We start from the raw sequence: 21981 nt of genomic DNA, 5'->3' as shown, positions 1-21981 counted from the left end.
CCTTTCAAATTTTCCGATACTAAGAACGCACCGTCGAACTAGGCAGTGAGGCCTTCCGGCTCGGGCAGGCCATTGGCGCGGCAACACGCGGTCAGAGTATTGGCCAGCAGGCAGGCAATCGTCATCGGACCGACACCGCCAGGCACCGGGGTGATGGCACCTGCACGCTCAGCCGCGCTGGCATAATCAACGTCGCCGACCAGCTTGTTCTTACCGTCGCGCTCAATCCGGTTGATGCCTACATCGATCACGGTGGCGCCTTCCTTGATCCAGTCACCCGGCACCATCTCGGGGCGACCAACAGCCGCCACAACAATATCCGCGCGCCGTACCACGTCGGGCAGGTCCTTTGTGCGCGAATGCGCGATTGTCACGGTGCAGCTGTCACCCAGCAGAAGTTGCGCCATCGGCTTGCCGACAATGTTCGAGCGGCCAATGACCACCGCGTCCATTCCCGACAATGACCCATGATGGTCGCGCAGCATCATCAGGCAGCCCAGCGGTGTGCACGGAACCATCGACTTTTGCCCTGTACCCAGCAGGCCGACATTGGAAATATGAAAGCCGTCAACATCCTTTGCCGGATCGATCGAGTTGATCACCAGATCTTCGTTCAGGTGTTTGGGCAGAGGCAGCTGGACCAGAATGCCGTGAACGGCTGGATCGTTGTTCAGCTTGTCGATCAACGCCAGCAGGTCTTCTTCCGAGGTTTCGGCGTCCAGCTTGTGCTCATAAGAGTTCATGCCGACCTCGACGGTCTGCTTGCCTTTCGAGCGTACGTAAACCTGGCTTGCCGGGTCTTCACCCACCAAAACCACGGCAAGGCCGGGAGTTATCCCGCTCTCTTCTTTCAGTTTGGCGACCTGATCGGCCACCTGCGCGCGCACTTTTGCGGCAAAAGCCTTACCGTCAATAACCTGGGCTACCATTCTTCGATCCCTTCTTTCAAAAACGGATCGGGCGTACAGGCCGCCCGGTCAGTCAGTCACTCGGTGCCGAGCACACGTTCTTCGCGCGCGATCGACCAATCTATCAAGATGCGCCAGAGGCTTTCGGCAAGATCGGGGTCCATCCCAAGCTCGTCAGACCGCTTTCGCACGCGCTGCACCACCTCTTCGACGCGATCCGGGATACGGGCGGGAAGCCCCTCGCCGGGTTTCAGCTCGGACGCGCGGTCAATGTAGCCTGCGCGCGTCACCAACAACTCGATCAATTGGCGGTCCAGCTGGTCGATCTGAGGCCGCAATTCCTGCATCGAATGACAGTCTTGCGGCGGTATCAGAGTGGGCATTTCAATCTCCTCACGGCCCGGGGGATGCCCCCGGACCACGAGATGTATCATTCGGGCGCTTAGAACAAGCCCTCGATCTGGCCTTCGTCGTTGAGGCGAATCGTCTCAGCCGCCGGTTTGCGGGGCAGACCCGGCATGGTCATGATCTCACCGCAGACAACCACGATGAAACCGGCACCGGCGGACAGGCGAACCTCACGCACAGGAACCGAGTGGCCGGTGGGTGCGCCGCGCAGGGTCGGATCGGTCGAGAACGAGTACTGGGTCTTCGCCATGCAGACCGGCAGGTTGCCGTAACCGGCATCTTCCCACTCGCGCAGTTGGTTGCGGATCTTGTTGTCGGCCAGAACCTCGTCGGCGCGATAAATGCGCTTGGCGATGGTTTCGATCTTTTCGAACAGCGGCATTTCATCGGGGTAGATCGGCGAGAAGTTCGCAGTGCCGCCCTCGACGATTTCAACCACTTTCTCGGCCAACGGGGCAGAGCCGTCCGAACCCAGTTCCCAATGCCGCGACAGGATCGCTTCGACGCCATGATCGGCGCAGTAGTTCTTGACCGCCTCAACTTCGTCGTCAGTGTCGGTGACGAAGTGGTTGATGGCAACCACAACGGGAACGCCAAAGGATTTCACGTTTTCGATGTGACGCCCGAGGTTTGCGCAGCCCGACTGAACCGCATCGACGTTTTCCGCACCCAGATCGGCCTTGGCCACACCACCGTTCATCTTCATCGCGCGGACCGTGGCGACCAGAACAACCGCCGACGGGGCAATGCCCGCCTTACGGCATTTGATGTTCATGAACTTTTCAGCGCCCAAGTCGGCGCCGAAACCGGCTTCGGTAACAACATAGTCGGCCACCTTCAGCGCGGTTTTGGTTGCGATGACCGAGTTACAGCCATGTGCGATGTTCGCGAACGGACCGCCGTGAACGAAGGCCGGGTTGTTTTCCAGCGTCTGCACAAGGTTCGGCTGCATGGCGTCTTTCAGCAGAACGGTCATGGCGCCTTCGGCCTTGATGTCGCGGCAATAAACCGGGGTCTTGTCGCGACGGTAAGCCACGATGATGTCGCCCAGGCGCTTTTCAAGGTCTTTCAGGTCGTTGGCCAGACACAGGATCGCCATCACCTCGGACGCGACGGTGATGTCAAAGCCTGCTTCACGCGGGAAACCGTTCGATACGCCACCCAGAGACGCCGTGATCTGACGCAGCGCACGGTCGTTCATGTCAACAACGCGACGCCATGCAACGCGGCGGGTGTCGATCTCGGCCTCGTTGCCCCAGTAGATATGGTTGTCGATCATCGCGGACAGCAGCGAGTGCGCGCTGGTGATGGCGTGGAAGTCACCGGTGAAGTGCAGGTTCATTTCCTCCATCGGAACAACCTGCGCGTAACCGCCACCCGCAGCGCCGCCCTTCATCCCGAAGTTCGGGCCAAGCGAGGCTTCGCGAATGCAGATCATCGCGTTCTTGCCGATGGCGTTCAGACCGTCACCCAGACCAACGGTGGTGGTGGTCTTGCCTTCGCCCGCCGGGGTGGGGTTGATCGCGGTCACAAGGATCAGCTTGCCATCTTCACGGTCCTGCACCGAGTTGATGAAATTCTGGCTGACCTTCGCCTTGTCGTGGCCATAGGGCAGTAGATCGTCGCTCGAGATGCCAATCTTTGCGCCGATTTCCTGAATCGGCTTCTTATTCGCCTCGCGCGCGATTTCGATGTCGGATTTGTAGCTCATTGGCCGGGTCCCTGATTGAATGCCGTGCAAAACCGACGCATGGGCGTCGGCGCTGGACAACCCATACAATTGTACACACTCGCAATAGATATGAATTCCGACATAATCAGGCCGCGAAACGGCGTTGCCGGTTTTCGCCTGCCTACAATCGGAAACTCAGGCCCTTAACGGCGTCCAGCCGCGCTGATCTGGCACGTATAGGGCCATTCGGTCACCCAGTGACACCGAACCGGGCCGTTCGACCCAAGCCGTCACGCCGCGTCGCCCTGTTGCTGCCGGTTTGAATGCCGCACCGTGGCCGGGGATGTCGGCCTCGATCTCGCGCCCGGGCAGGACGCAGGGGCGGTTTTCCATGTCGATGGTCAGTGTCAGACCGTCGGCAATTTGCAGCCGGGAGGATGGCGGGACATGGGTGAAATCGGGAATTCCCTTAAGGACAATGCTGGCCCCTAGAAAGGCGGGATCCAAGCTCTCCGAGCCAAGTTCGGACGCGATGATGCTCATCTCCTCGGCGGACAAAATCGACAACTGGCGCACGTTGCGGATTTCCGTGCCAACCGGATAAAGGTTTTTGACCCTGACGCAGGATGCCCGATTCACACCTTCATGACGCGCCCCACTGTCGCCAGAAAAATCCAGGGCAAGCGAGTCGACGCTCTGGGCCCGCAATGACTGGCCAAAGGGTACATGACCCAACCAGACGACTTCGGCCACAAATTCCGTCTCACGCAGGACTGGCATTAGCTTACCTTTCGATCACACAACACTTGCCCGAAGCTAAGGCTTACGCGCACCAAATGAAAAGACCCGGGACAGCGCCCGGGTCTTGAAAATTATGTTGTGGGTTCGGGCTCCATCCCGCCCTCGGGTGGCGACTTTTTCGCCTTGGTTTTGGGAATGGCCGTGACACTTGGTGCGTTGCCCTCATCCGGGCTGTCGCCTTCGTCATCGTCCGCCGTGGGCGGCTCACCATTCATGACGCGCTTGATTTCGTCCCCCGTCAGGGTTTCGTATTCCAGCAAGCCCTGCGCCAGACGCTCCCATTCTTCGTTCTTCTCGGTCAGAATGCCATGCGCGCGCTCATATCCCTGCTGGATCAGGCGCTTGACCTCTTCCTCGATCAGCTCCTTGGTATGAGCGGACACCGAAAAGCCGGCTGTATTGCCCTGATAGCCCTCATGCGCTTCGGCGTAGTCGATGTTGCCAACCTTGTCCGACATGCCCCAGCGCATCACCATCGCGCGCGCCAGTTGGCTGGCTTGCATGATGTCGCCTGCCGGGCCGTTCGAGACATGATCTTCACCGTACCGAATGACTTCTGCCGCTTTGCCCGCCATTGTCATGGCCAGCTTCTGCTCACATTCATCGCGGTGATAATTCAACTGATCCATTTCCGGCAGGCTGACAACCATGCCCAGCGCGCCACCGCGCGGAATAATCGTTGCCTTGTAGACCGGATCGCAAAGCGGAAGCGTCATACCGACAACCGCGTGGCCAGCTTCGTGGTACGCAGTTTTTTCCTTTTGATCCTGAGTCAGCACCATCGAGCGGCGCTCGGCCCCCATCATCACCTTGTCCTTGGCGTTCTCGAAATCTTCCATGGTGACAAAGCGACGGCCTACACGAGCCGCCATCAGTGCGGCTTCATTCACGAGGTTGGCCAGATCGGCACCCGAGAAGCCGGGCGTGCCACGCGCGATGATACGCAGATCGACATCGGGGCCCAGTGGCGTTTTGCGCGCATGTACGCCCAAGATCTTCTCACGACCTTTGATGTCGGGGTTGCCGACCGTCACATTGCGGTCGAACCGGCCCGGACGCAGCAGCGCGGGGTCCAGAACATCCTTGCGGTTGGTGGCCGCCAGAATGATCACGCCTTCATTGGCCTCGAACCCGTCCATCTCGACCAGCAACTGGTTGAGCGTCTGTTCGCGTTCATCGTTCCCTCCGCCGTAACCAGCGCCACGATGGCGGCCCACGGCGTCGATCTCGTCGATGAACACGATACAGGGGGCGTTCTTTTTGGCCTGTTCGAACATGTCACGTACGCGGGAGGCACCGACACCTACGAACATCTCGACAAAATCCGAGCCCGAAATGGTGAAGAACGGCACGCCCGCCTCGCCCGCAATCGCGCGGGCCAGCAGCGTCTTACCGGTCCCCGGAGGGCCAACCAGCAGCGCGCCTTTCGGGATCTTGCCACCTAGGCGGCTGAATTTCTGCGGGTTGCGCAGGAATTCCACGATCTCTTCCAGTTCTTCCTTGGCCTCATCAATGCCGGCCACGTCGTCAAAGGTCACGCGACCATGCTTTTCGGTCAACATTTTGGCCTTGGATTTGCCAAAGCCCATCGCACCACCTTTGCCGCCACCTTGCATTCGGTTCATGAAATAGACCCAGACGCCAATCAACAGCAGGAAGGGCAGCAGCGTGATCAGGAACGACTGGAACCCGGATTGCTGTTGTTTTTCGGCCCGAACGGGGATGTTCTTGTCAATCAACAGCTTTGTCACCTCGGCATCGCCGGGCTTGATGGTGACATAGTCGCGGTTGTCATTCGTGCGATAGCGAATCTGTTCGCCATCCAGCGTCACATTGGTGACATCTCCGGCGTCTACAGCGCTGACGAATTCGGAATAGGTTCTTTCATTATTCTGAAGCGTTCCGCCCGATCCACTGAACAGATTGAACAGTGCAAGGATCAACAGGAACAAAACGACCCAGAAGGCGATGTTACGAGCGTTGCCCAAGGAAATTCTCCCAAACGGTTTCGGCAGGTGGGGGTCTGCCGGGGTTGCTCTTTAAAATAGAGATGATTGAAGCATGTTCAATGCGATAAAATTGACGCGAAGAACTCTGGCCGTTTGTCGGACAGTTTTACGTGCCATTCACCCGGCAGTCCGGCCAAAGGAGCCGCCAACAGCGTCTCCCCGGACCAGACGGCTGGTGAGGACAATAGGACCTTGCGAGGCTTTCCCAAATCTCGCCAGTCCGAAAGTTGCGAAATCCCGCTTTCGCCCAACGCGCGGACTTCGACGTTCGGGCGTACTGGACCGGTGACGATCCAGCGGTCATCCCAAGCCTCTGCCACACCCGTCACCAACTCGCCAACCGGCTTTAGCTCTCTGCAAATCCACGTCTTTTCCCTGTCCGGGACCAGCAAACAGCCGCCAATGGGCAAGGTTTGCCCTGCGCTCAAGGCCTGTTGTGCGCGATCAATGGTGCTTTGCCGTGGCGGGTAGTCGCGCCCCGCAATCCAAGTCACTGCGGCAATGATGATCCGGCGCCGGATTTCCTCTGGCAATCCAACAAAGCCTTTACGATCAACTGTCAGATCGCCGCCATCCACGCGAATTATTTGACGGGCGGAGTCTTGCGCGTACTGCGCCAGCGCCTCTCGGGCCCGTTCCAGATTTTCTGCGACATCGGTCAGTGTTTGTGCCGTAATCCCAAGGGGATCAAGCTGCTCAAGCGCCTTTCGCGCCTTGATCCTGTCAAACCTGATGTCCCGATTCGATGGATCTTCAATCCACTTGACGCCGATGTCGGTCAGATTATTCCGCAACTCGGCGCGGGTGACCGACAACATCGGGCGCAACAAGCTGACATTGCCCTGCGAACGGACGTGAACCATGCCCGACAGGCCTGAAACCCCAGAAGACCGGGCCAGCCGCATCAGAACCGTTTCCGCCTGATCGTCTGCGGTGTGCCCCAAAACGATGGATCCAAGCCCAAGTGCTTCGGCCCATTGTGTCAAAAGACGATACCGCGCGCGGCGTGCCTGATCCTGCAGATTTCCTAGGCCGTCCCAACCTTGCCAACGCAAAGTCTCGTGCGGGAGAGCCAATTCCTGCGCCTGCGTGGCAACGGCTTTGGCTTCGTCCGCCGCCTCGTCACGCAGCCCATGATCGACGGTGGCGACGAAAAGTGCGATCCCTTCCCGACGCGCGATGTCCGCCATCAGATGCATCAGGGCCGTCGAATCGCTGCCACCCGACACGGCCACACCCAAGCGCGGTGGCAGAGTTTCGGGCAGATGTGCCCGAACCGTGTCGCGCAACATTTCGAAGCCGGTGGTCAAGAACAGCCCAGTGTCGCCATTTCCTGTGTAGCAGATGCGGCAGGACCCGAGGCTGGAAATCGCACTCCGACTTCACCCAGCGTGATGCAGGCCTGGTCGGTTTGGCCCAGTCGACCCAGTGCTGATCCCAACTCGAACAAGGCCTCCGGCGCCATCGGACCTTCCGAGTCGCCGGTAAAACTGGCCAGAAAGGCGCGCGCCGCTTCTCGGGTGTCACCCAGGCCCTCCAAGGCCTGGCCACGTCGCAGGTTTGCTTGGGGCGCAAGTGGGCTGCCGGGATAAGACTGATCGAACTGAGTGAAAAGGTCGGCCGCGGATTGGAAGTTTCCATCCGCAAGTGCCTGTGCGGCGGTGTCGAAATCCGCCTGCTCACCTACCGCAAGTTCGATTTGACCGGTGTTTTCCGGAGTGGCCGGTGTGATCACCGCACCGCCGCCAGCTACCGCGGTTTCACCGCCCAACGTGCTTGTCGGTTCACCCGAGATTTCGCAGCCTGTCTCCAGCTCGCACAGCCGGAATTCCATGTCACCAATACGGTTCGTTCCGTCGGTGACAACGTTCTGCACCCGCTGGTTCAACTGCTCGGTCTGGCGGGTCAGACGCTGCAATTCGGCCTCGATCGCGTCCACACGCTCAAGTACGGAACTGCCGGACAGATTCGTTGTTGGCGTGCCGGTCGTCGAGAATTCGCGTTTCAAACGCTGAATTTCGACGTGAAGCACCGTCAACTCCTGACGAATGTCAGCCAGAGTCTGTTGATCCTGCGCTTTCGCCATACCTGCCGCGGACAATGCCGCTGCCAGAACCCATCCTGCAAGTCTCATAGCCCTACCCCAAGGTTGAACCGGTAAGCACCGTCACCGCACGGCGGTTTTTGGAATAACATTCCTCGGTGCTGCATATCTCGATTGGACGTTCTTTCCCGTAGCTGACCGTTTGCAGACGGTTGCCCGCGACGCCGCGCGAAATCAAGTATTCACGGGCCGCGTTTGCCCGGCGTGCGCCAAGGGCGAGGTTGTATTCGCGCGTGCCCTGTTCATCTGCATGACCTTCAATTGTGGCCATGAAATCTGTGTTGGCCAGCAGCCATTCTGCCTGACCTTGCAAAACAGTCTGTGCCGCAGGTGTCAACGTGGATTGGTCCACCTCGAACAACACCCGGTCCCCGACTGTCTGCTGAAAATAGGCAGGCGAGCGTGGATCACTTGGTGAGCCCGGAACAAGCGCTCCGGTGCCGCCCGGACCACCTCCGCCCAAAGCGGAAGGATCGTTGTTGGTACAGGCGGCCATAAGGGCCAATGCGCCCAGCGCCGCCGCTTTGCTCAGAAGGTTCATGTCAGTGCCTCGTGTTCCGTTTGTTTATTGTCAACTGTCTAACACAGCGCAGGTTTGTTGTGAACGCCGCCCACATCGGGCTTTGATCAATTCTGCAAAGGTCCCCAGGACGGATCGCTGCCGCCGTCCGGCGTACGCACAGGGCGCAGGTTACGACCCGAAATGTCCACAGAATAGAGCGCCGACCGTCCGCTGGCACCCTGCGTTTCGCGGGTGAACATGATGACGCGCCCGTTGGGCGACCAGGTCGGGCCTTCGTCCAGGAACGAGGCCGTGAGAAGCCGTTCTTCACTGCCGTCGGTGCGCATGACCCCGATATGAAACCGGCCCTTGTTTTGCTTCGTGAATGCGATCAGGTCCCCGCGCGGGGACCAGACCGGCGTGCCATATCGCCCCTGACCAAAGCTGATCCGGGTCGGCTCGCCACCATTGGCGGGCATAATGTAAAGCTGCGGCGTTCCGGAACGGTCGCTTTCGAAGACGATCCGCGATCCGTCCGGCGCATAACTGGGTGCGGTTTCAATCGCGGGGGTGTTGGTCAGACGTACGCTCTGGCCCGAGGCCAGATCCATCTTCCACAGATCCGTATTGCCGCCCTGCGTCAGCGAATAAACGATTGACCGACCATCGGGCGAAAAGCGCGGCGAAAAGCTCATGGTGCCTTCCTGCGTCGGCAGCTCCTGCCGTTTCACGCGACCGACGTCCAGCACGTAAATGCGAGGCTGCCCGGTTTCGTAACTGGTATAAAGCAACTGATCGCCCGCCGGAGAGAACCGCGGGGCCAGCACAATGGCCGCACTATCCGTCAGATACTGCACATTTGCACCGTCATAATCCATGATCGCCAGTCTCTTGCGCCGCTGATCTTTGGGCCCGCTTTCGGAAACAAACGCCACACGGCTGTCAAAATAGCCGCCCTCACCCGTAATTCGGCTATAGACCTGATCCGCCACTTTATGCGCCATCCGCCGCCAGCCTTCGGTGGTTCCGGCGAATTGCAGACCGTTCCCCAGCTCCTGACCCGAGAACACATCCCAAACCCTGAAGCGTACCGTCAGCCGGTTCCCCGATACGTTGACCGCACCCGTCACCAGAGCCTCTGCATTGATCGCCTTCCAGTCCGCGAACTGAACCGGGGCGTCAAAACTGCTGACCCGACTGATGAAGGCATCCGAGGAGATTTCTCGGAACAGCCCGGTGCCCGTCAGATCGGCCGCAACGACCCGCGAGATATCCTGTGCGTATTGTGTTGCAGCAGGCCCATCCGGCACAAAACTTGGAACAGCAAAAGGTAAGGGTTCGATGATCCCTTGATCCAGTTCCAAACGCAGAGGTCCGCTTTGCGCATATACCGGCGCAGACATAAGCGTCAGGCCGACAAACAGGCTGGTCAGAAGTTTCATCATTTGATCCGCATCCTCTCGGGATTGAATGTAATCTCAATATCCTGCCATTGCGCGTATTTGTCAGCAGGCAGGTCGTATCCTTTCGCACCACAGCGCAAAATTGCGCGCCGTGCGGCTTCGTAGGCTTGTTTTGCAGCGCCGGACGAACCGCCCGAACTGTCCAGCATCCGCAGACTGCCGCCAACAACTTTGCCGTCCGGGGTCAACGAAAACCCGACCACGACCACGACGTTCAGCGCGTCAGTTGAAAGCGAACCCACGTTCCAGCATTGCGATACGGCCAGACGCATCGCGTCCTTCTCTCCGCTGGTGAGCGGTGGGCCAGTGGGTTCACTGCCGCTGCCCAAGGCTTCGGCCAGCGCGTCGTTGATTGCTGCCTGATCGCTCTGCTCAGGTTCGGCGGGTTCTGGTTCGGGGGTTTCGGCGACTTCGGGTTCGGACGGTGGCGTCGGGCGGTTCGGCCTGACACGCGGTCTCGGAGAGGTTTTGGGCGCGGGGTCATCCGCCTCCTCGGCCTCGGTCACAATTTCCGGCGCTGCTTCTTCCGGCGCAGTCTGATCCTGCTGCTCTTGTTGAATCTCAGCCCCTTCATCCAGCGAGACAGGCGGTGTCTCGATGTCATCCGGTTTGGCCTCGGGCGGAGGCGGGGCAATCGGTTCAGGTGCGACACGTTCGGCAGGGCTGGGTTGCGTGTCCGGACCCGGAGGAACAGGTAACGCGGCAAATTCAGTGTCGGGTTGATCCAGCGTCGGCGGCTCTTCAACCACTTCGGGGTCCGCAGGCAGTTCGACGATTTCAGGTTCGGGTTCGGGTTCCGGTTCGGTTGGCGGCGTTGGTTCCGGCTGCGGCGGCTCTTCTACCACCGGTTCCGGAATGTGGACCTCTTCCACCGGCGCATCGGGTTGTTGCAAATCGCCGGGTGTTTCGGGAATGTCGGGCGCATCACGCTGTGCGGTCATTGCGGCAAACTGCTCGGCCGTGATAACAGACACGTCTTGAACGGTCATCGGCAACGGCTCGGACCGGAACGTGCCGCCAAACAAGGCCCAGCTAATCAGGCTGACATGAGCAATCGCCGAAATCTTGGTGCCGGTATCCACCGCGCAACCCCACCTTTACCCATCGTCCAACGTTGGCCCGCCGGTATCTGTCACCAAGCCGACATTGGAAAATCCACCTGCGTTCAATGCGCCCATGACCTCCATCACCTGCGCGTATGGGATGGACCCATCAGCGCGCAGGAACACTCGGTCGCTGCTGCGTTCCGCCGCAATCGCCCGCAACTTGCCAATCAACTCTTCCCGGAGCACATCCGTGGTCTGGATCTGAACCTGTCCATCCGCCGTCAGGGTCACCGTCAACGGTTCTTCGTTGTCCCCGGGCAGAGCACTGGCGGCGGTCTTCGGCAGGTCCACCGGAACACCGACGGTCAAAAGCGGCGCTGCCACCATGAAGATAATCAGCAGCACCAGCATCACGTCGACAAACGGCGTCACGTTGATCTCGGACATCGGTTGGGCCCGCCCGCGCCGCCGCCCGCGTCTGCGACCATTGCCACCCGAGCTTTGCTGAACCGCCGCGCCCATTTTCAGCTGTCCAACTGACGCGACAGAATGGTGGCGAACTCGTCGGCAAAGGCTTCGTAGCCTCCAACGATCCGATCACTGTCTGCACTGAGTTTGTTGTAGAAGATCACCGCCGGGATCGCGGCCAGCAGGCCCAGACCTGTGGCAAGCAGCGCCTCGGCGATGCCCGGTGCCACCACCGCAAGGTTGGTGTTTTGCTGCTCGGCAATCTCGATAAAGGCATTCATGATGCCCCAAACCGTGCCGAACAAACCAATGAACGGCGCCGTGGAACCCACGGTCGCCAGAATTGGCAGGCCCTTTTGCAAGGTTTCGGCCTCTTTCGCGATGGCCACATCCATAGATCGGTCGATCCGGGCCGTAGCACCCGCGATCAAGCCCCCGTCATTTCGATGCGATCGCCGCCATTCAATCATTCCGGCGGCAAATATCTTCTCGGAACTGCCATCCGGCTGCGTGCCGATGCGCTCGAACAGCTCGTCCAGAGGGTTGCCGGACCAGAAGGACTCATCGAAAACCTGCGCCTCGCGTCGGGCGGCACGGTAATTTATCAGCTTCTGGATAATGATCCCCCAGGACCAGACGGATGCAACGATCAGCATCAGCATCACAAGTTTGACGATAAAAGTCGCACGGGCAAACAGCCCCCACATGGAGAAATCGATCTCCTGCGCCAGCGCCAGCGTTTCAGCTTCCATGAACCTGCTCTTTGTTTTGCCTGACGGCCGTTTGCTTGGCCTTGTTTTGCCAGACGCTAACGCAGTTGGGCATGAAAAGCCAACATAACCACCCGCGTCGGGCAATTTGTTACATCAATGCGCGAATCTCTGCCGGAAGACGGATCGGTTTGCCGTCTTTGTTGATGCAAACAGCGGTCACTGTGGCACGGAACAGGTCTGTGTCGCCACGCCGAACCACCTGCGCCATGGTCAGACGAACACCGGACAGGGACACCACGCTGGTTTCAATTTCCAACTCGTCATCGAACTTGGCCGGCGCAAGAAAATCTGCCTCAACGCGACGAACGACCCACACAATCCCCTCTTCTCGCATCGCATTCTGATCGTTGCCCAGGTTCCGAACATAATCCGAACGGGCCCGCTCGATGAATTTCAGGTAATTGGCATGATAAACGACGCCGCCCATGTCGGTGTCTTCATAATAGACGCGGACCCGAAAGGTATGGATCATTGCGGCAGCTCCAGCCGGGCAAACAAACGAAGGGCGTGGGAAGGATCTTGCGCAGTGCCCGGCAGAACCGGATCATATGCCGCGCGGATCAGGGCGGCAATCTCGGGACGCAAAATCGTGGTCTCACCTGCAACCGCCAGTGGGGATTGTGCGCGAAAGGCGCTGTCCGACCACAATATGATCGTCTGAACAACCTGACTCAGCGCCAGCGTTTCGGCGGGCACCTCCGACAGTTCCCGGTCCATCTTCAGAAAAACAAAGGCCGCGCGGATCGATCCATCCTCTTCAAACCGGAAGATCCGGTATTGATTGGCATCCGCCGCCACTAGCCGCTCGACCAGAGGTCCCAGATCGGGGATCAGACGGTCAAGGTCTGGCACTTCCAGCAACTCTTGCCAATCCAGGAAAAAGAAAACCATGCAGTTGGCACCCAGTTCGGGGTCCGTTTCCGCCATTTTGTGACCCGCCAAAGCCACCACAGCTTCGAAAGCGCCTTTTACGGTTCGCAGAGTCTCGTCCTCGACCCCGAAAACGATCGGTACAATCGGTCGGCCCCAACGGGCAAATAAAAACTCACCGCTTTCGCGCGTAAACAGCGCCTCGATCTTCTCGGGTGTCACGCCTGGCCCTTCATCTTTTCGAAAATACTCTCGCCGAAGGCATAAAATCTATGGCGCGTCGCATCAACCAAACAGATCGCTTTGACCTTTTGGCGCAGCCATACCCAGATGTGTCCACGCCTTCTGCGCCAGCATACGGCCCCGGGGCGTTCGCTGGATGAGCCCCTGTTGCAGCAGATACGGCTCAATCACTTCCTCAAGCGAGTCGCGACTTTCCGACAGTGCCGCCGACAATGTCTCAATTCCGACCGGTCCACCTGCATAGTTTTCCGCAATCAGCTTCAGATAACGGCGGTCTGCGCCATCAAGGCCCAAATTGTCCACACCCAACCGCGTCAGGGCCCCATCCGCCAAATCCCGCGTGATCCGACCGTCGCCCTCAACTATGGCAAAGTCCACAACGCGCCGCAGCAAGCGCCCCGCAATTCGCGGTGTCCCGCGAGACCGACGCGCGATCTCGCGCGCGCCATCATTGTCCGCGGGCGCTCCCAGTTTGCGGGCGTTCCGGGTAACGATCTCGTGCAACTCATCCACCGTGTAGAACTGCAAACGCGTCGGGATACCGAAACGATCCCGCAGGGGCGTGGTCAGCAGCCCCATGCGAGTCGTGGCCCCAACCAAAGTGAAGGGCTGCAATTCGATCCGCACCGTTCGCGCAGCAGGGCCTTCACCGATTACCAGATCGAGCTCGAAATCTTCCATCGCCGGGTAAAGCACCTCTTCAACCGCAGGGTTCAGGCGATGGATTTCGTCGATGAACAACACGTCGCGCGATTCCAGATTTGTCAGGATTGCCGCCAGATCACCGGCTTTGGCCAGAACCGGACCCGAGGTCATGCGAAAATTAACTCCCAGTTCACGCGCCATGATCTGAGCCAACGTGGTTTTCCCAAGCCCCGGCGGGCCGTGGAACAGCGTATGATCCATCGCTTCGCCGCGCTGTCGCGCGGACTGAATGAAAATGCGCAGGTTGGCCCGCGCCTCGGCCTGACCGATAAACTCGTCCAGCCCCTGCGGGCGCAAAGCGCGGTCATTGTCCTCGGGCAGAGGCTCGGGGCGCAGGGCGGGGTCGGCATCAACCATTCATTCGACCTTTCACTCAGCTCTTGGGGGCCAATAATTTCAGCGCCGCCCTGATCAGTTCCGCCTCATCAGCCTCGGGTAGTCCCGCGGACGCTTCGGCCACCGCCGAAGCTGCCTCTGACGGACCATAGCCCAGGTTCGACAAAGCCGACAGCGCACCCGCAGACGCGGCGGCTGACCCGGGAACAGGTCGCGGCGCGGGCGCAGGCGTCGAAGTTGGTTCACTCAGTTCGACCACGTCCAGCGCAGGCCCCTCCATTGCTTCGGTCACTTTGCCGCCCATCGCCATCACGCCGGGGGCTTTGTCTTTGAGGTCCAGAACAATTCGTTGCGCCGTTTTTGGCCCGACGCCTTTGGCGGCTTTTACCGCCCCCCAGTCACCCAACGCGATTGCCCGGCTGACACCGTCCGGCCCCAATGCGCTCAGGATCGCAAGCGAGACCTTGGCACCGACCCCCTGTACCGAGCACAACAACCGGTGCCACTCTTTTTCGATAAGCGACAGGAACCCGTAGAGCTGCATGAGATCTTCGCGCACGACCATATCGGTATAGATCGAAACAGCCTCACCTACTCCGGGCAACGCGGCCATGGTCCGATCCGAGCAATACACGATATATCCGACCCCGCGCACATCGATCAAAACGTGATCCGCGGCACGATAGTCCAGCCGCCCGGTCAGTTTTCCGATCATGCCCGCACCTCTTTCACGGCAACCTGAGTGGCCTTCCCGTAATACGAATGACAAATTGCGATCGCCAGCGCATCAGCGGCGTCCGCGCCTTTGGGTTGGCAACCCGGCAGTTGCAGTTTCACCATGTGAAGAACCTGCTCTTTCTCGGCATGCCCGACGCCGACAACGGTTTTCTTGACCCGGTTCGGCGCGTATTCCCCAACCGGCAATCCGGCCTGCGCCAAAGTCAGCAGCGCCACACCCCGGGCCTGGCCCAGTTTCAACGTCCCGGCCCCGTCCTTGTTTACGAATGTCTGCTCAATTGCAGCCTGATCCGGTCGGTGTTCGGCTATGACTTCGACGATTTGATTGTGCAGCGACAACAGGCGTTCGCCTAAATCGTCTCCGTCGGACTTGCACAAACCGTTGGCCACATGGCTCATACGGCTGCCTCGTGATTCGATGACGCCCCATCCCAGGGTCCTAAGACCAGGATCAATGCCCAGAATTCGCATGTTTTGCCTCGGCCTGCTCGGGTTTTTGTGACCTTTTTACCCGATTAGCACGAAGCGTGAACATTTTCCAAGGAAATTGAGTTTGCGCTCAAAACCGACGCGACTATCCCACCCGCGACACCAAAGGCAATTTGCGACAGCAAATGGCCTGAAATCGACCCGAAAATTAAGGCGAATTCACCATAAATTTAAGGGATTTAAACGCCGATTGAGCATTGCAAAAATTGCATAGGACACATGCAATTTCTGCGCTTGAACACCAACGTACACATCACTAACTGCCGATCAGATCGCTTGATCGACTGTTAACACAAACCAGAAGGAAACAGGATATGGCTGCACTGGATAACACCCGCATCGCCACTGGCTCATTCGGCCTCGTCGGCCGTATCGGCGCATATTTCACCTCGGTCGCACACATGGTTGTCGACTGGAATAACGCCCGCGTAACACGCAACGCGCTGAACGGTTTGACCGATCGCGAACTGAGCGACATCGGCATGTGCCGCGGCGACATCGACATGGTCGCAGAGGGCCGCCGCTAAGGCTCAACACTCAGACACGAGTTTTCCTAGTGGGAAACAAACGACACCGCTTGCTTGACGCAAGCGGTGTTTTTTTGTCGTCCGGTCAGGCGATCGGAAAGATCAGTACCAAACCTTGGCGATCTGAGCAGACAGGAACTGGGATACCGGGTCCGACTGCATGATCCAGGCGCCCGCGACTTCCACCTCGGTGCCTTCGCGCAAGGCCTCGACGCGCGCGTCGTAGGCAGTTTCACCCAGGTTGAACAGCAACAGCGCCTTGAAACCAAAGAACGCGACCAGACAGACCAAGAGAACCTTGGCTGGGATCGCCGATCTGACACGCTGCGGCTTCATGACCACCAACCCATCCGGGCGCATGGTCGCGCGATAGCCGCGACTTAGTTTTTCATGTTTTTTGTTCAGGCGCGAAACGCGCTGACCAAACTCCAGTTGTTTTTCCATCATGGCAGCCTCCGAAAACCGCCCCCCGATTCATCCATTACGGTAGAAACAGAATGCGACGAATCCGTGGCGTGAATCCACAAAACTCCTGTAAATGGTCTAAGTTTTGCCCTGTTTCGTTAAGATTAGCGTTGTCCATTCACCAATCGCATCCCGAAAATGCAGATTGAACTCGTTTCGGGAATAAACGGACAGCACATCGTCAGCCTGTTCGTTCAATATCCCCGAGAGAATCGCTTGGCCGCCGGGCCGCAAGCTGGCTGAAATCTCGGGCGCAAGCGCAATCAATGGTCCCTTCAGGATATTGGCGAAGATCAGATCATATGGTGAATGCGCCTGCAAATCCGGGTGATCGAAACCTGCCGCCTCGACACATTGCACTGCCCCTGACATGCCGTTTGCCTTAAGGTTGGCTTCGGCCACATCGACCGCGACCTGATCGATATCACTGGCGATGATGTCGCCATCCCAGACCCGCGCCGCAGCCATCGCCAAAACCGCCGTACCACATCCGATATCCGCGACTTTCGCGGCTTCGAACCCTTCGTCAATCAATCGGTCCAGAGCCTTCAAACAGCCAAGCGTGGTACCGTGATGTCCGGTGCCAAAAGCCATCGCTGCCTCGATCAGCAAGGGAATGCGACCTTCAGGCAATTTGTCCGCATCGTGGCTGCCATAAACAAAGAAGCGTCCCGCCTCGACGGGAGCCAGTTCGCGGCGCACATGGGCGACCCAATCGGTTTCCGGAAGCTCGGAGACGACAAAAGGTTTTGCTTCGAACGCCGCAGCCAGAACCGCCAAAGCCGTCTCGTCCGGCGTGTCGGTGAAATAGCCGCCGACCTCCCAAAGGCCCGATCCGTCTTCAACCTCGAACACCCCGACGCCGGTCGGTTCAGGGTTCAGACGCTCCATCGCTTCGCCCAAGCCTTCGGCGGCCTTCTTTCCGTTCAGCGTTGTAAGCGCGGTAAATGTGGGCATTGCGGCCTCCTGTCTCGATTGGCACTGCGCCTAGGGCCGGACGATGGCGAGGTCAAGCGCCGCCTACTCGGCCGGGGCCGGCGCATACTTGGACAGGATGGTTTCGTTGCCGGGTTCCGGGTGGCGCGGGATCAACAAAGAAAGGCCAAGCGAGACAAGGGCCATTGCCGCCGCCAATCCGAACACCGCGCCAGGAGAGATGACCCAGAGCAATCCCAGCAACGCGGGCAGGAACACCGCCGCGATATGGTTGATGGTAAAGGCGACTGCGGCTGTCGGCGCGATATCAGCCGGATCAGCGATTTTCTGGAAATAGGTTTTCAAGGCCAGCGCCAACGCAAACAACACATGGTCGATCACATAGAGGATCGCCGCCAGCAAAACGCCCCATCCGAACCAGTAAATTCCGCCATACGCCGCAAATACGATGGCCAGGCCGGTGTATTCGAAAATCAGCGTCCGGCGCTCGCCAAACACGGACACCGCTTTACCAAGCATCGGCGCGGCAGCCATGTTGATCACAAGGTTGATCAGGTAAAGGCTGGTCAGTTCGTGTACCGCAAAGCCGAATTTCTCGACCATCATGAACCCGGCAAAGACAACAAAGATCTGCCGGCGTGCACCTGCCATGAATTGCAGCGCATAGTACAACCAGTACCGGCGGCGCAGGATCAGTTTCTTGGTCTGCGGTGTCGGAGAGTCGAATTGCGGATAAGCGACCAAACAGAACAGTGCAAGCAGGGCCGTGACGCCGCCCACAGCCATGAAAACTGTATTGTAAGACAGGTCGAACCGGTCCCAAGTCAGCACGATAAGCCCGTAAACCACGGCCGTCGCCGCCGAGCCCATCGCGACCAACCACCCCAGAACCTGCGGGGCCCGATCCTTGGGCAACCATTGCAATTGCAGGGATTGGTTCACTGTTTCGTAGTAGTGGAATCCGATCGAGCTGAACAATGTGACGAACAGCAACCCGCCGAGGCTGGGAAACCAAGCCGTTACAGCCGTTGCGACGCCCAGCATGATAAGCGAAATCATTGCCAGAACCTGCTCGCGGACAAAAATGATCACGGCGATCACGCCCACAGCCAAAAAGCCGGGTATCTCACGCACCGTGTGCAACAGACCGATATCCGCGCCGTCAAAATTCGCCACCTCGATCACGAAGTTGTTCAGCAACGCGCTCCATCCGTTGAACGCAATCGGCATCGTCAGGGCCATCACGAACAAAAGCGCGATGGGCCGACGCCAGAATGGCAGGCTTTTGGCCTCGGACAGCGGCATGGGTTTCAGCATGAGACCCCTCTACGCCGATTTTCTGAATTTGGCGATAGGCAAGATTGCCCCGCACAGTGGCTCTGCGTGGATGCAGAGGTCAGTAAAAGCTTTGGGGGTCGATGTCGACGGTCAGGCGTATATCCCCTTTCAGGCGCAAGGGGGCAATCCATCGGGCAATTGCATCCTGAATCGGCGCGCCTTTGGGCGCCTTGACCAAAAGACGGATACGGTGTCGCCCCCTGATCCGGGCGATCGGAGCAGGGGCAGGCCCAAACACCTGCGCGCCCACATCGCGCAGGGGTGCATCGTTGCGAGCCATCGCATTGCCGATGTCAAAAACCGGACCAACGTCCGGCCCGGACAGCACGATACCCGCCATGCGCCCATAGGGCGGCACGCCGGCGGCCTGCCGACCGGCTGCTTCAGTCTTCCAGAATTCTTCTTCATCGCCGGACAAAATCGCCCGGATCACCGGGTGTTCCGGCTGAAATGTCTGTAACAGGGCTTGGCCGGGTTTGTCCGCGCGACCTGCCCGCCCTGCAACTTGCCGCATCAGTTGAAACGTTCGTTCCGCCGCGCGCAAATCAGCGCCGTGCAATGACAGGTCCGCATCAATAACACCAACTAATGTAAGCTTGGGAAAATTGTGCCCCTTTGCAACCAGCTGCGTTCCGATGACGATATCCGCATCGCCTTCTGCGATCTCTTCGATCTTGGCCTTCAGCGCCCGTGCCGAACCGAACAGATCGGAACTGAGCATGGCGATCTTGGCTTCGGGAAAGGTCGCTTCGGCCTCTTCGGCCAAGCGTTCGATGCCTGGCCCGACCGGGGCCAGCTTGCCTTCGACACCGCAGGATGGGCAGGCGTCTGGCATCGGTTTGGTTTCGCCGCATTGGTGGCACATCAAGCGTTTCAGGAACCTGTGTTCGACCATTCTGGCATCGCAATGGTCGCATGCGATCTGGTGGCCACAGGCCCGGCACAGAGTCACCGGCGCGTAGCCCCGGCGGTTGATGAACAGCAGCGACTGTTCTCCCTTCTCGATCCGCTGCCGCACCGCTTGCCGCAAAGACGGAGAAATCCAGGTGCCCGGCTGCATCTGTTCGGCCCGCATGTCGATGGACCTCATCTCGGGCAGAATGGCCGCGCCGAAGCGGGCGGTCAGGTCCAGCCGCTCGTATTTCCCGGCCTCGGCATTGGCCCAGCTTTCCAGTGACGGTGTTGCACTTGCCAAAATCACCCGCGCGCCACAGATGGCCGAGCGTAGAACGGCCATATCCCGTGCGCTGTAGTGCACGCCGTCCTCCTGCTTGTACGACGTGTCGTGTTCCTCATCGACCACAACCAATCCCAGATCGCGGAAGGGCAGGAACAACGCCGACCGTGCACCCACCACCAATTGTGCATCTCCCTGCCCGACCATCCGCCAGACCCGGCGGCGTTCGGTCATGGTCGCGCCCGAATGCCACTCTGCCGGACGTGCGCCAAAACGTTCCTCAACCCGGGTCAGAAACTCAGCGGTCAGTGCGATCTCGGGCAACAAGACCAGCGCCTGCCGCCCCATGCGCAAGGTTTCGGCGACGGCTTCCAAATAGACCTCGGTTTTGCCCGAACCGGTGACGCCCTTCAGCAGCGTGGTGCCGTAATCTCCGGTCCGCTGTCCAGCCTGCAACCGCTTGACAGCGGTCGCCTGATCTTCCGTCAGGGTCTTTCCAGGCAAATCGGGGTCAAGATGCGGGTATGGCAGATCCCGTGGGCTGTCCTCTTCCCGCACGGCACCCAACTTGACCAAGCCCTTGACGACCGATGAGGTCACTCCCGCTTGCTCTGCCAGCTCTTTTAAGGTGAAGGCCAGACCGCCATAGTCCCGCAACACCTCCAGTACGCGTGTCCGAGCGTCCGTCATCCGATCGGGTTGCGTGCCCCCCAGCCGATAGATCTTGCGCATCGATGGCGGATCGCCCAAACCCGGCGCGCGCGTTGCCAATCGCAACATCGCCGGCATGGGCGTCAGGGTATAGTCGGCAACTTTGCTCAGAAACAAGGACATCTCTTCGCGCATTGGCGCGACCTCGAGCACCCGTATCACCGAGCGTGCCTTGCTCAGATCAAAGCCGCCTTGCCCCGCCCCCCAAACCACGCCCAATACCTTACGCGGCCCCAATGGTACCTCGACAAAAGCCCCCTGAAAGCATCCGCCTTCGGGCGCTTTGTAGTCCAACGTCCGGTCCAGCGGCTGGGTTGTGAGCACCGCAACCAGCTCTCCTTGGTCGAAAAAAACGTTAGCGCTCACAGCATATCCTTGGCAGGGGGTTTCAGCATGGGTCTCTTTGAGGTAAAGCCATCAGCGACCAAGGCCAACCCATCAAAGGACTGCCCCCATGAAATTCTTCGTAGACACTGCCGAGATCGACGCCATCGCCGAACTGAATGATCTGGGCATGGTGGACGGCGTGACCACCAACCCTTCGCTGATCCTGAAATCAGGCCGCGACATTCTGGAAGTCACCAAAGAGATCTGCGATCTGGTTGATGGCCCCGTCTCTGCCGAAGTTGTCGCCACCGAAGCCGATGACATGATCGCCGAAGGCCGCAAGCTTGCCAAGATCGCCCCTAACATCGCAGTCAAAGTGCCACTGACCTGGGCGGGTTTGAAGACCTGCAAAACGCTTTCTGACGAAGGCCAGATGGTTAATGTGACGCTTTGCTTCTCGACCAATCAGGCGATTTTGGCAGCCAAAGCCGGCGCAACCTTTATCTCACCCTTCATCGGACGTCTGGACGACATCAATATGGATGGCATGGACCTGATCGCTGACATTCGACAGGTCTATGACAATTATGGGTTCGAGACTGAGATCCTTGCGGCCTCTATCCGCACCGTGAACCACGTGACCGACAGCGCCCGCATCGGTGCCGACGTGATCACTGCGCCTCCGGGCGTGATCAAGAAACTGGCAGATCATCCGTTGACCGACAAAGGCCTCGACGCCTTCCTGTCCGATTGGGCAAAAACGGGTCAGAAAATCCTCTGATCCCGGCGCCTTCGCGCGGTGCCGCAAGGTACCGCGCCCTGCCCAACTGCCACGCTTGATCTGTGATCGGGCTGTTGCAGGCGGGCGCCTCTTGGCCACAACGCAAATCAAATCCACCTTTGCGTGCATTTTTCCCAAGGCAATTTCGGCGAGGCATGCTATACAGCGCCAAAATAAAAATGAC

The 21981-nt window shown here is 59.1% G+C and carries 23 protein-coding genes; 2 read left to right on the top strand and 21 right to left on the bottom strand.

Going from position 1 to position 21981, the window contains the following annotated elements:
* Window positions 1–38: 38 nt before the first annotated feature.
* From folD to ruvC, 17 genes are all read right to left on the bottom strand, one after another.
* Entirely contained in the window at window positions 39–929 is an 891-nt protein-coding gene (gene folD / locus RA28_RS19045) for a bifunctional methylenetetrahydrofolate dehydrogenase/methenyltetrahydrofolate cyclohydrolase FolD (protein WP_039532230.1), read from the bottom strand.
* A gap of 56 nt (window positions 930–985) precedes the next feature.
* The gene (locus RA28_RS19040) at window positions 986–1291 is read right to left on the bottom strand and encodes a chorismate mutase (RefSeq protein ID WP_039532228.1); all 306 of its coding nucleotides are present in this window, start codon (window positions 1289–1291) and stop codon (window positions 986–988) included.
* A gap of 59 nt (window positions 1292–1350) precedes the next feature.
* The gene (locus tag RA28_RS19035) at window positions 1351–3027 is read right to left on the bottom strand and encodes a formate--tetrahydrofolate ligase (RefSeq protein WP_039532226.1); all 1677 of its coding nucleotides are present in this window, start codon (window positions 3025–3027) and stop codon (window positions 1351–1353) included.
* A 156-nt stretch (window positions 3028–3183) separates the two neighbouring features.
* Window positions 3184–3768: an MOSC domain-containing protein gene (locus tag RA28_RS19030; RefSeq protein WP_039532224.1), complete on the bottom strand. Its 585-nt coding sequence runs from the start codon at window positions 3766–3768 to the stop codon at window positions 3184–3186.
* Between the two features lie 92 nt (window positions 3769–3860).
* The gene (gene ftsH, locus RA28_RS19025; protein ID WP_039532222.1) at window positions 3861–5777 is read right to left on the bottom strand and encodes an ATP-dependent zinc metalloprotease FtsH; all 1917 of its coding nucleotides are present in this window, start codon (window positions 5775–5777) and stop codon (window positions 3861–3863) included.
* Between the two features lie 77 nt (window positions 5778–5854).
* Window positions 5855–7108: a tRNA lysidine(34) synthetase TilS gene (gene tilS, locus RA28_RS19020; protein WP_241481168.1), complete on the bottom strand. Its 1254-nt coding sequence runs from the start codon at window positions 7106–7108 to the stop codon at window positions 5855–5857.
* Entirely contained in the window at window positions 7105–7932 is an 828-nt protein-coding gene (gene ybgF, locus RA28_RS19015; protein WP_039532221.1) for a tol-pal system protein YbgF, read from the bottom strand. The genes tilS and ybgF overlap by 4 nt, the downstream gene beginning before the upstream one ends.
* A gap of 4 nt (window positions 7933–7936) precedes the next feature.
* Window positions 7937–8443, bottom strand: a complete 507-nt coding sequence (gene pal / locus RA28_RS19010; protein ID WP_039532218.1) for a peptidoglycan-associated lipoprotein Pal — start codon at window positions 8441–8443, stop codon at window positions 7937–7939.
* An 86-nt stretch (window positions 8444–8529) separates the two neighbouring features.
* Entirely contained in the window at window positions 8530–9849 is a 1320-nt protein-coding gene (tolB, locus tag RA28_RS19005; RefSeq protein WP_039532217.1) for a Tol-Pal system beta propeller repeat protein TolB, read from the bottom strand.
* Window positions 9846–10949: an energy transducer TonB family protein gene (locus RA28_RS19000; RefSeq protein ID WP_039532215.1), complete on the bottom strand. Its 1104-nt coding sequence runs from the start codon at window positions 10947–10949 to the stop codon at window positions 9846–9848. The genes tolB and RA28_RS19000 overlap by 4 nt, the downstream gene beginning before the upstream one ends.
* Window positions 10950–10964: 15 nt before the next feature.
* The gene (tolR, locus tag RA28_RS18995) at window positions 10965–11435 is read right to left on the bottom strand and encodes a protein TolR (protein WP_039532214.1); all 471 of its coding nucleotides are present in this window, start codon (window positions 11433–11435) and stop codon (window positions 10965–10967) included.
* Between the two features lie 2 nt (window positions 11436–11437).
* Window positions 11438–12133, bottom strand: coding sequence for a protein TolQ (tolQ, locus tag RA28_RS18990; RefSeq protein ID WP_039532212.1), 696 nt, complete (start codon window positions 12131–12133; stop codon window positions 11438–11440).
* A 109-nt stretch (window positions 12134–12242) separates the two neighbouring features.
* On the bottom strand, window positions 12243–12626 hold the full coding sequence (gene ybgC, locus RA28_RS18985) for a tol-pal system-associated acyl-CoA thioesterase (protein ID WP_039532210.1): 384 nt from the start codon (window positions 12624–12626) through the stop codon (window positions 12243–12245).
* The gene (locus RA28_RS18980) at window positions 12623–13246 is read right to left on the bottom strand and encodes a hypothetical protein (RefSeq protein WP_039532208.1); all 624 of its coding nucleotides are present in this window, start codon (window positions 13244–13246) and stop codon (window positions 12623–12625) included. Before RA28_RS18980 ends, ybgC begins: the two co-directional genes overlap by 4 nt.
* A gap of 63 nt (window positions 13247–13309) precedes the next feature.
* Entirely contained in the window at window positions 13310–14329 is a 1020-nt protein-coding gene (gene ruvB / locus RA28_RS18975; RefSeq protein ID WP_039532207.1) for a Holliday junction branch migration DNA helicase RuvB, read from the bottom strand.
* Between the two features lie 16 nt (window positions 14330–14345).
* Window positions 14346–15023, bottom strand: coding sequence for a Holliday junction branch migration protein RuvA (gene ruvA, locus RA28_RS18970; RefSeq protein WP_039532205.1), 678 nt, complete (start codon window positions 15021–15023; stop codon window positions 14346–14348).
* Window positions 15020–15517, bottom strand: a complete 498-nt coding sequence (gene ruvC / locus RA28_RS18965) for a crossover junction endodeoxyribonuclease RuvC (RefSeq protein ID WP_039532203.1) — start codon at window positions 15515–15517, stop codon at window positions 15020–15022. Before ruvC ends, ruvA begins: the two co-directional genes overlap by 4 nt.
* 332 nt (window positions 15518–15849) lie before the next feature.
* Between ruvC and RA28_RS18960 the strand changes: the two genes are divergently transcribed.
* Complete coding sequence (locus RA28_RS18960; RefSeq protein ID WP_039532201.1) at window positions 15850–16062, top strand: DUF1127 domain-containing protein; 213 nt, start codon at window positions 15850–15852, stop codon at window positions 16060–16062.
* A 102-nt stretch (window positions 16063–16164) separates the two neighbouring features.
* On the opposite strand, the gene RA28_RS18955 is transcribed toward RA28_RS18960, so the two are convergent.
* From RA28_RS18955 to RA28_RS18940, 4 genes are all read right to left on the bottom strand, one after another.
* Complete coding sequence (locus RA28_RS18955) at window positions 16165–16509, bottom strand: hypothetical protein (protein WP_039532199.1); 345 nt, start codon at window positions 16507–16509, stop codon at window positions 16165–16167.
* Between the two features lie 96 nt (window positions 16510–16605).
* Complete coding sequence (locus tag RA28_RS18950; RefSeq protein WP_039532198.1) at window positions 16606–17484, bottom strand: 50S ribosomal protein L11 methyltransferase; 879 nt, start codon at window positions 17482–17484, stop codon at window positions 16606–16608.
* A gap of 63 nt (window positions 17485–17547) precedes the next feature.
* The gene (locus RA28_RS18945; protein WP_039532196.1) at window positions 17548–18780 is read right to left on the bottom strand and encodes an MFS transporter; all 1233 of its coding nucleotides are present in this window, start codon (window positions 18778–18780) and stop codon (window positions 17548–17550) included.
* A 79-nt stretch (window positions 18781–18859) separates the two neighbouring features.
* Window positions 18860–21055, bottom strand: a complete 2196-nt coding sequence (locus tag RA28_RS18940; protein ID WP_039532194.1) for a primosomal protein N' — start codon at window positions 21053–21055, stop codon at window positions 18860–18862.
* A gap of 88 nt (window positions 21056–21143) precedes the next feature.
* Between RA28_RS18940 and fsa the strand changes: the two genes are divergently transcribed.
* Entirely contained in the window at window positions 21144–21797 is a 654-nt protein-coding gene (fsa, locus tag RA28_RS18935) for a fructose-6-phosphate aldolase (protein ID WP_039532193.1), read from the top strand.
* The last annotated feature ends 184 nt before the right edge of the window (window positions 21798–21981 follow it).

Origin of the sequence: Ruegeria sp. ANG-S4, from assembly GCF_000814005.1 — a bacterium.
Taxonomy (GTDB): Bacteria; Pseudomonadota; Alphaproteobacteria; order Rhodobacterales; family Rhodobacteraceae; genus Ruegeria.
The sequence above is the reverse complement of the archived record's forward strand: the minus strand, read 5'-3'. Positions and strand labels throughout refer to the sequence as shown.

Excerpts from the sequence above, each read along its gene's own strand:
- RA28_RS18950 (WP_039532198.1), bottom strand. The coding sequence starts at position 17,484 with ATGCCCACATTTACCGCGCTTACAACGCTGAACGGAAAGAAGGCCGCC.
- ybgF (WP_039532221.1), bottom strand. The coding sequence starts at position 7,932 with ATGAGACTTGCAGGATGGGTTCTGGCAGCGGCATTGTCCGCGGCAGGT.
- tolR (WP_039532214.1), bottom strand. The coding sequence starts at position 11,435 with ATGGGCGCGGCGGTTCAGCAAAGCTCGGGTGGCAATGGTCGCAGACGC.
- ruvC (WP_039532203.1), bottom strand. The coding sequence starts at position 15,517 with ATGCGAATTCTGGGCATTGATCCTGGTCTTAGGACCCTGGGATGGGGC.
- fsa (WP_039532193.1), top strand. The coding sequence starts at position 21,144 with ATGAAATTCTTCGTAGACACTGCCGAGATCGACGCCATCGCCGAACTG.
- RA28_RS19035 (WP_039532226.1), bottom strand. The coding sequence starts at position 3,027 with ATGAGCTACAAATCCGACATCGAAATCGCGCGCGAGGCGAATAAGAAG.
- RA28_RS18960 (WP_039532201.1), top strand. The coding sequence starts at position 15,850 with ATGGCTGCACTGGATAACACCCGCATCGCCACTGGCTCATTCGGCCTC.
- folD (WP_039532230.1), bottom strand. The coding sequence starts at position 929 with ATGGTAGCCCAGGTTATTGACGGTAAGGCTTTTGCCGCAAAAGTGCGC.
- RA28_RS18955 (WP_039532199.1), bottom strand. The coding sequence starts at position 16,509 with ATGATGGAAAAACAACTGGAGTTTGGTCAGCGCGTTTCGCGCCTGAAC.
- ruvA (WP_039532205.1), bottom strand. The coding sequence starts at position 15,023 with ATGATCGGAAAACTGACCGGGCGGCTGGACTATCGTGCCGCGGATCAC.
- tolQ (WP_039532212.1), bottom strand. The coding sequence starts at position 12,133 with ATGGAAGCTGAAACGCTGGCGCTGGCGCAGGAGATCGATTTCTCCATG.
- RA28_RS19030 (WP_039532224.1), bottom strand. The coding sequence starts at position 3,768 with ATGCCAGTCCTGCGTGAGACGGAATTTGTGGCCGAAGTCGTCTGGTTG.
- ruvB (WP_039532207.1), bottom strand. The coding sequence starts at position 14,329 with ATGGTTGATGCCGACCCCGCCCTGCGCCCCGAGCCTCTGCCCGAGGAC.
- RA28_RS18945 (WP_039532196.1), bottom strand. The coding sequence starts at position 18,780 with ATGCTGAAACCCATGCCGCTGTCCGAGGCCAAAAGCCTGCCATTCTGG.
- tolB (WP_039532217.1), bottom strand. The coding sequence starts at position 9,849 with ATGATGAAACTTCTGACCAGCCTGTTTGTCGGCCTGACGCTTATGTCT.
- RA28_RS19040 (WP_039532228.1), bottom strand. The coding sequence starts at position 1,291 with ATGCCCACTCTGATACCGCCGCAAGACTGTCATTCGATGCAGGAATTG.
- pal (WP_039532218.1), bottom strand. The coding sequence starts at position 8,443 with ATGAACCTTCTGAGCAAAGCGGCGGCGCTGGGCGCATTGGCCCTTATG.
- ybgC (WP_039532210.1), bottom strand. The coding sequence starts at position 12,626 with ATGATCCATACCTTTCGGGTCCGCGTCTATTATGAAGACACCGACATG.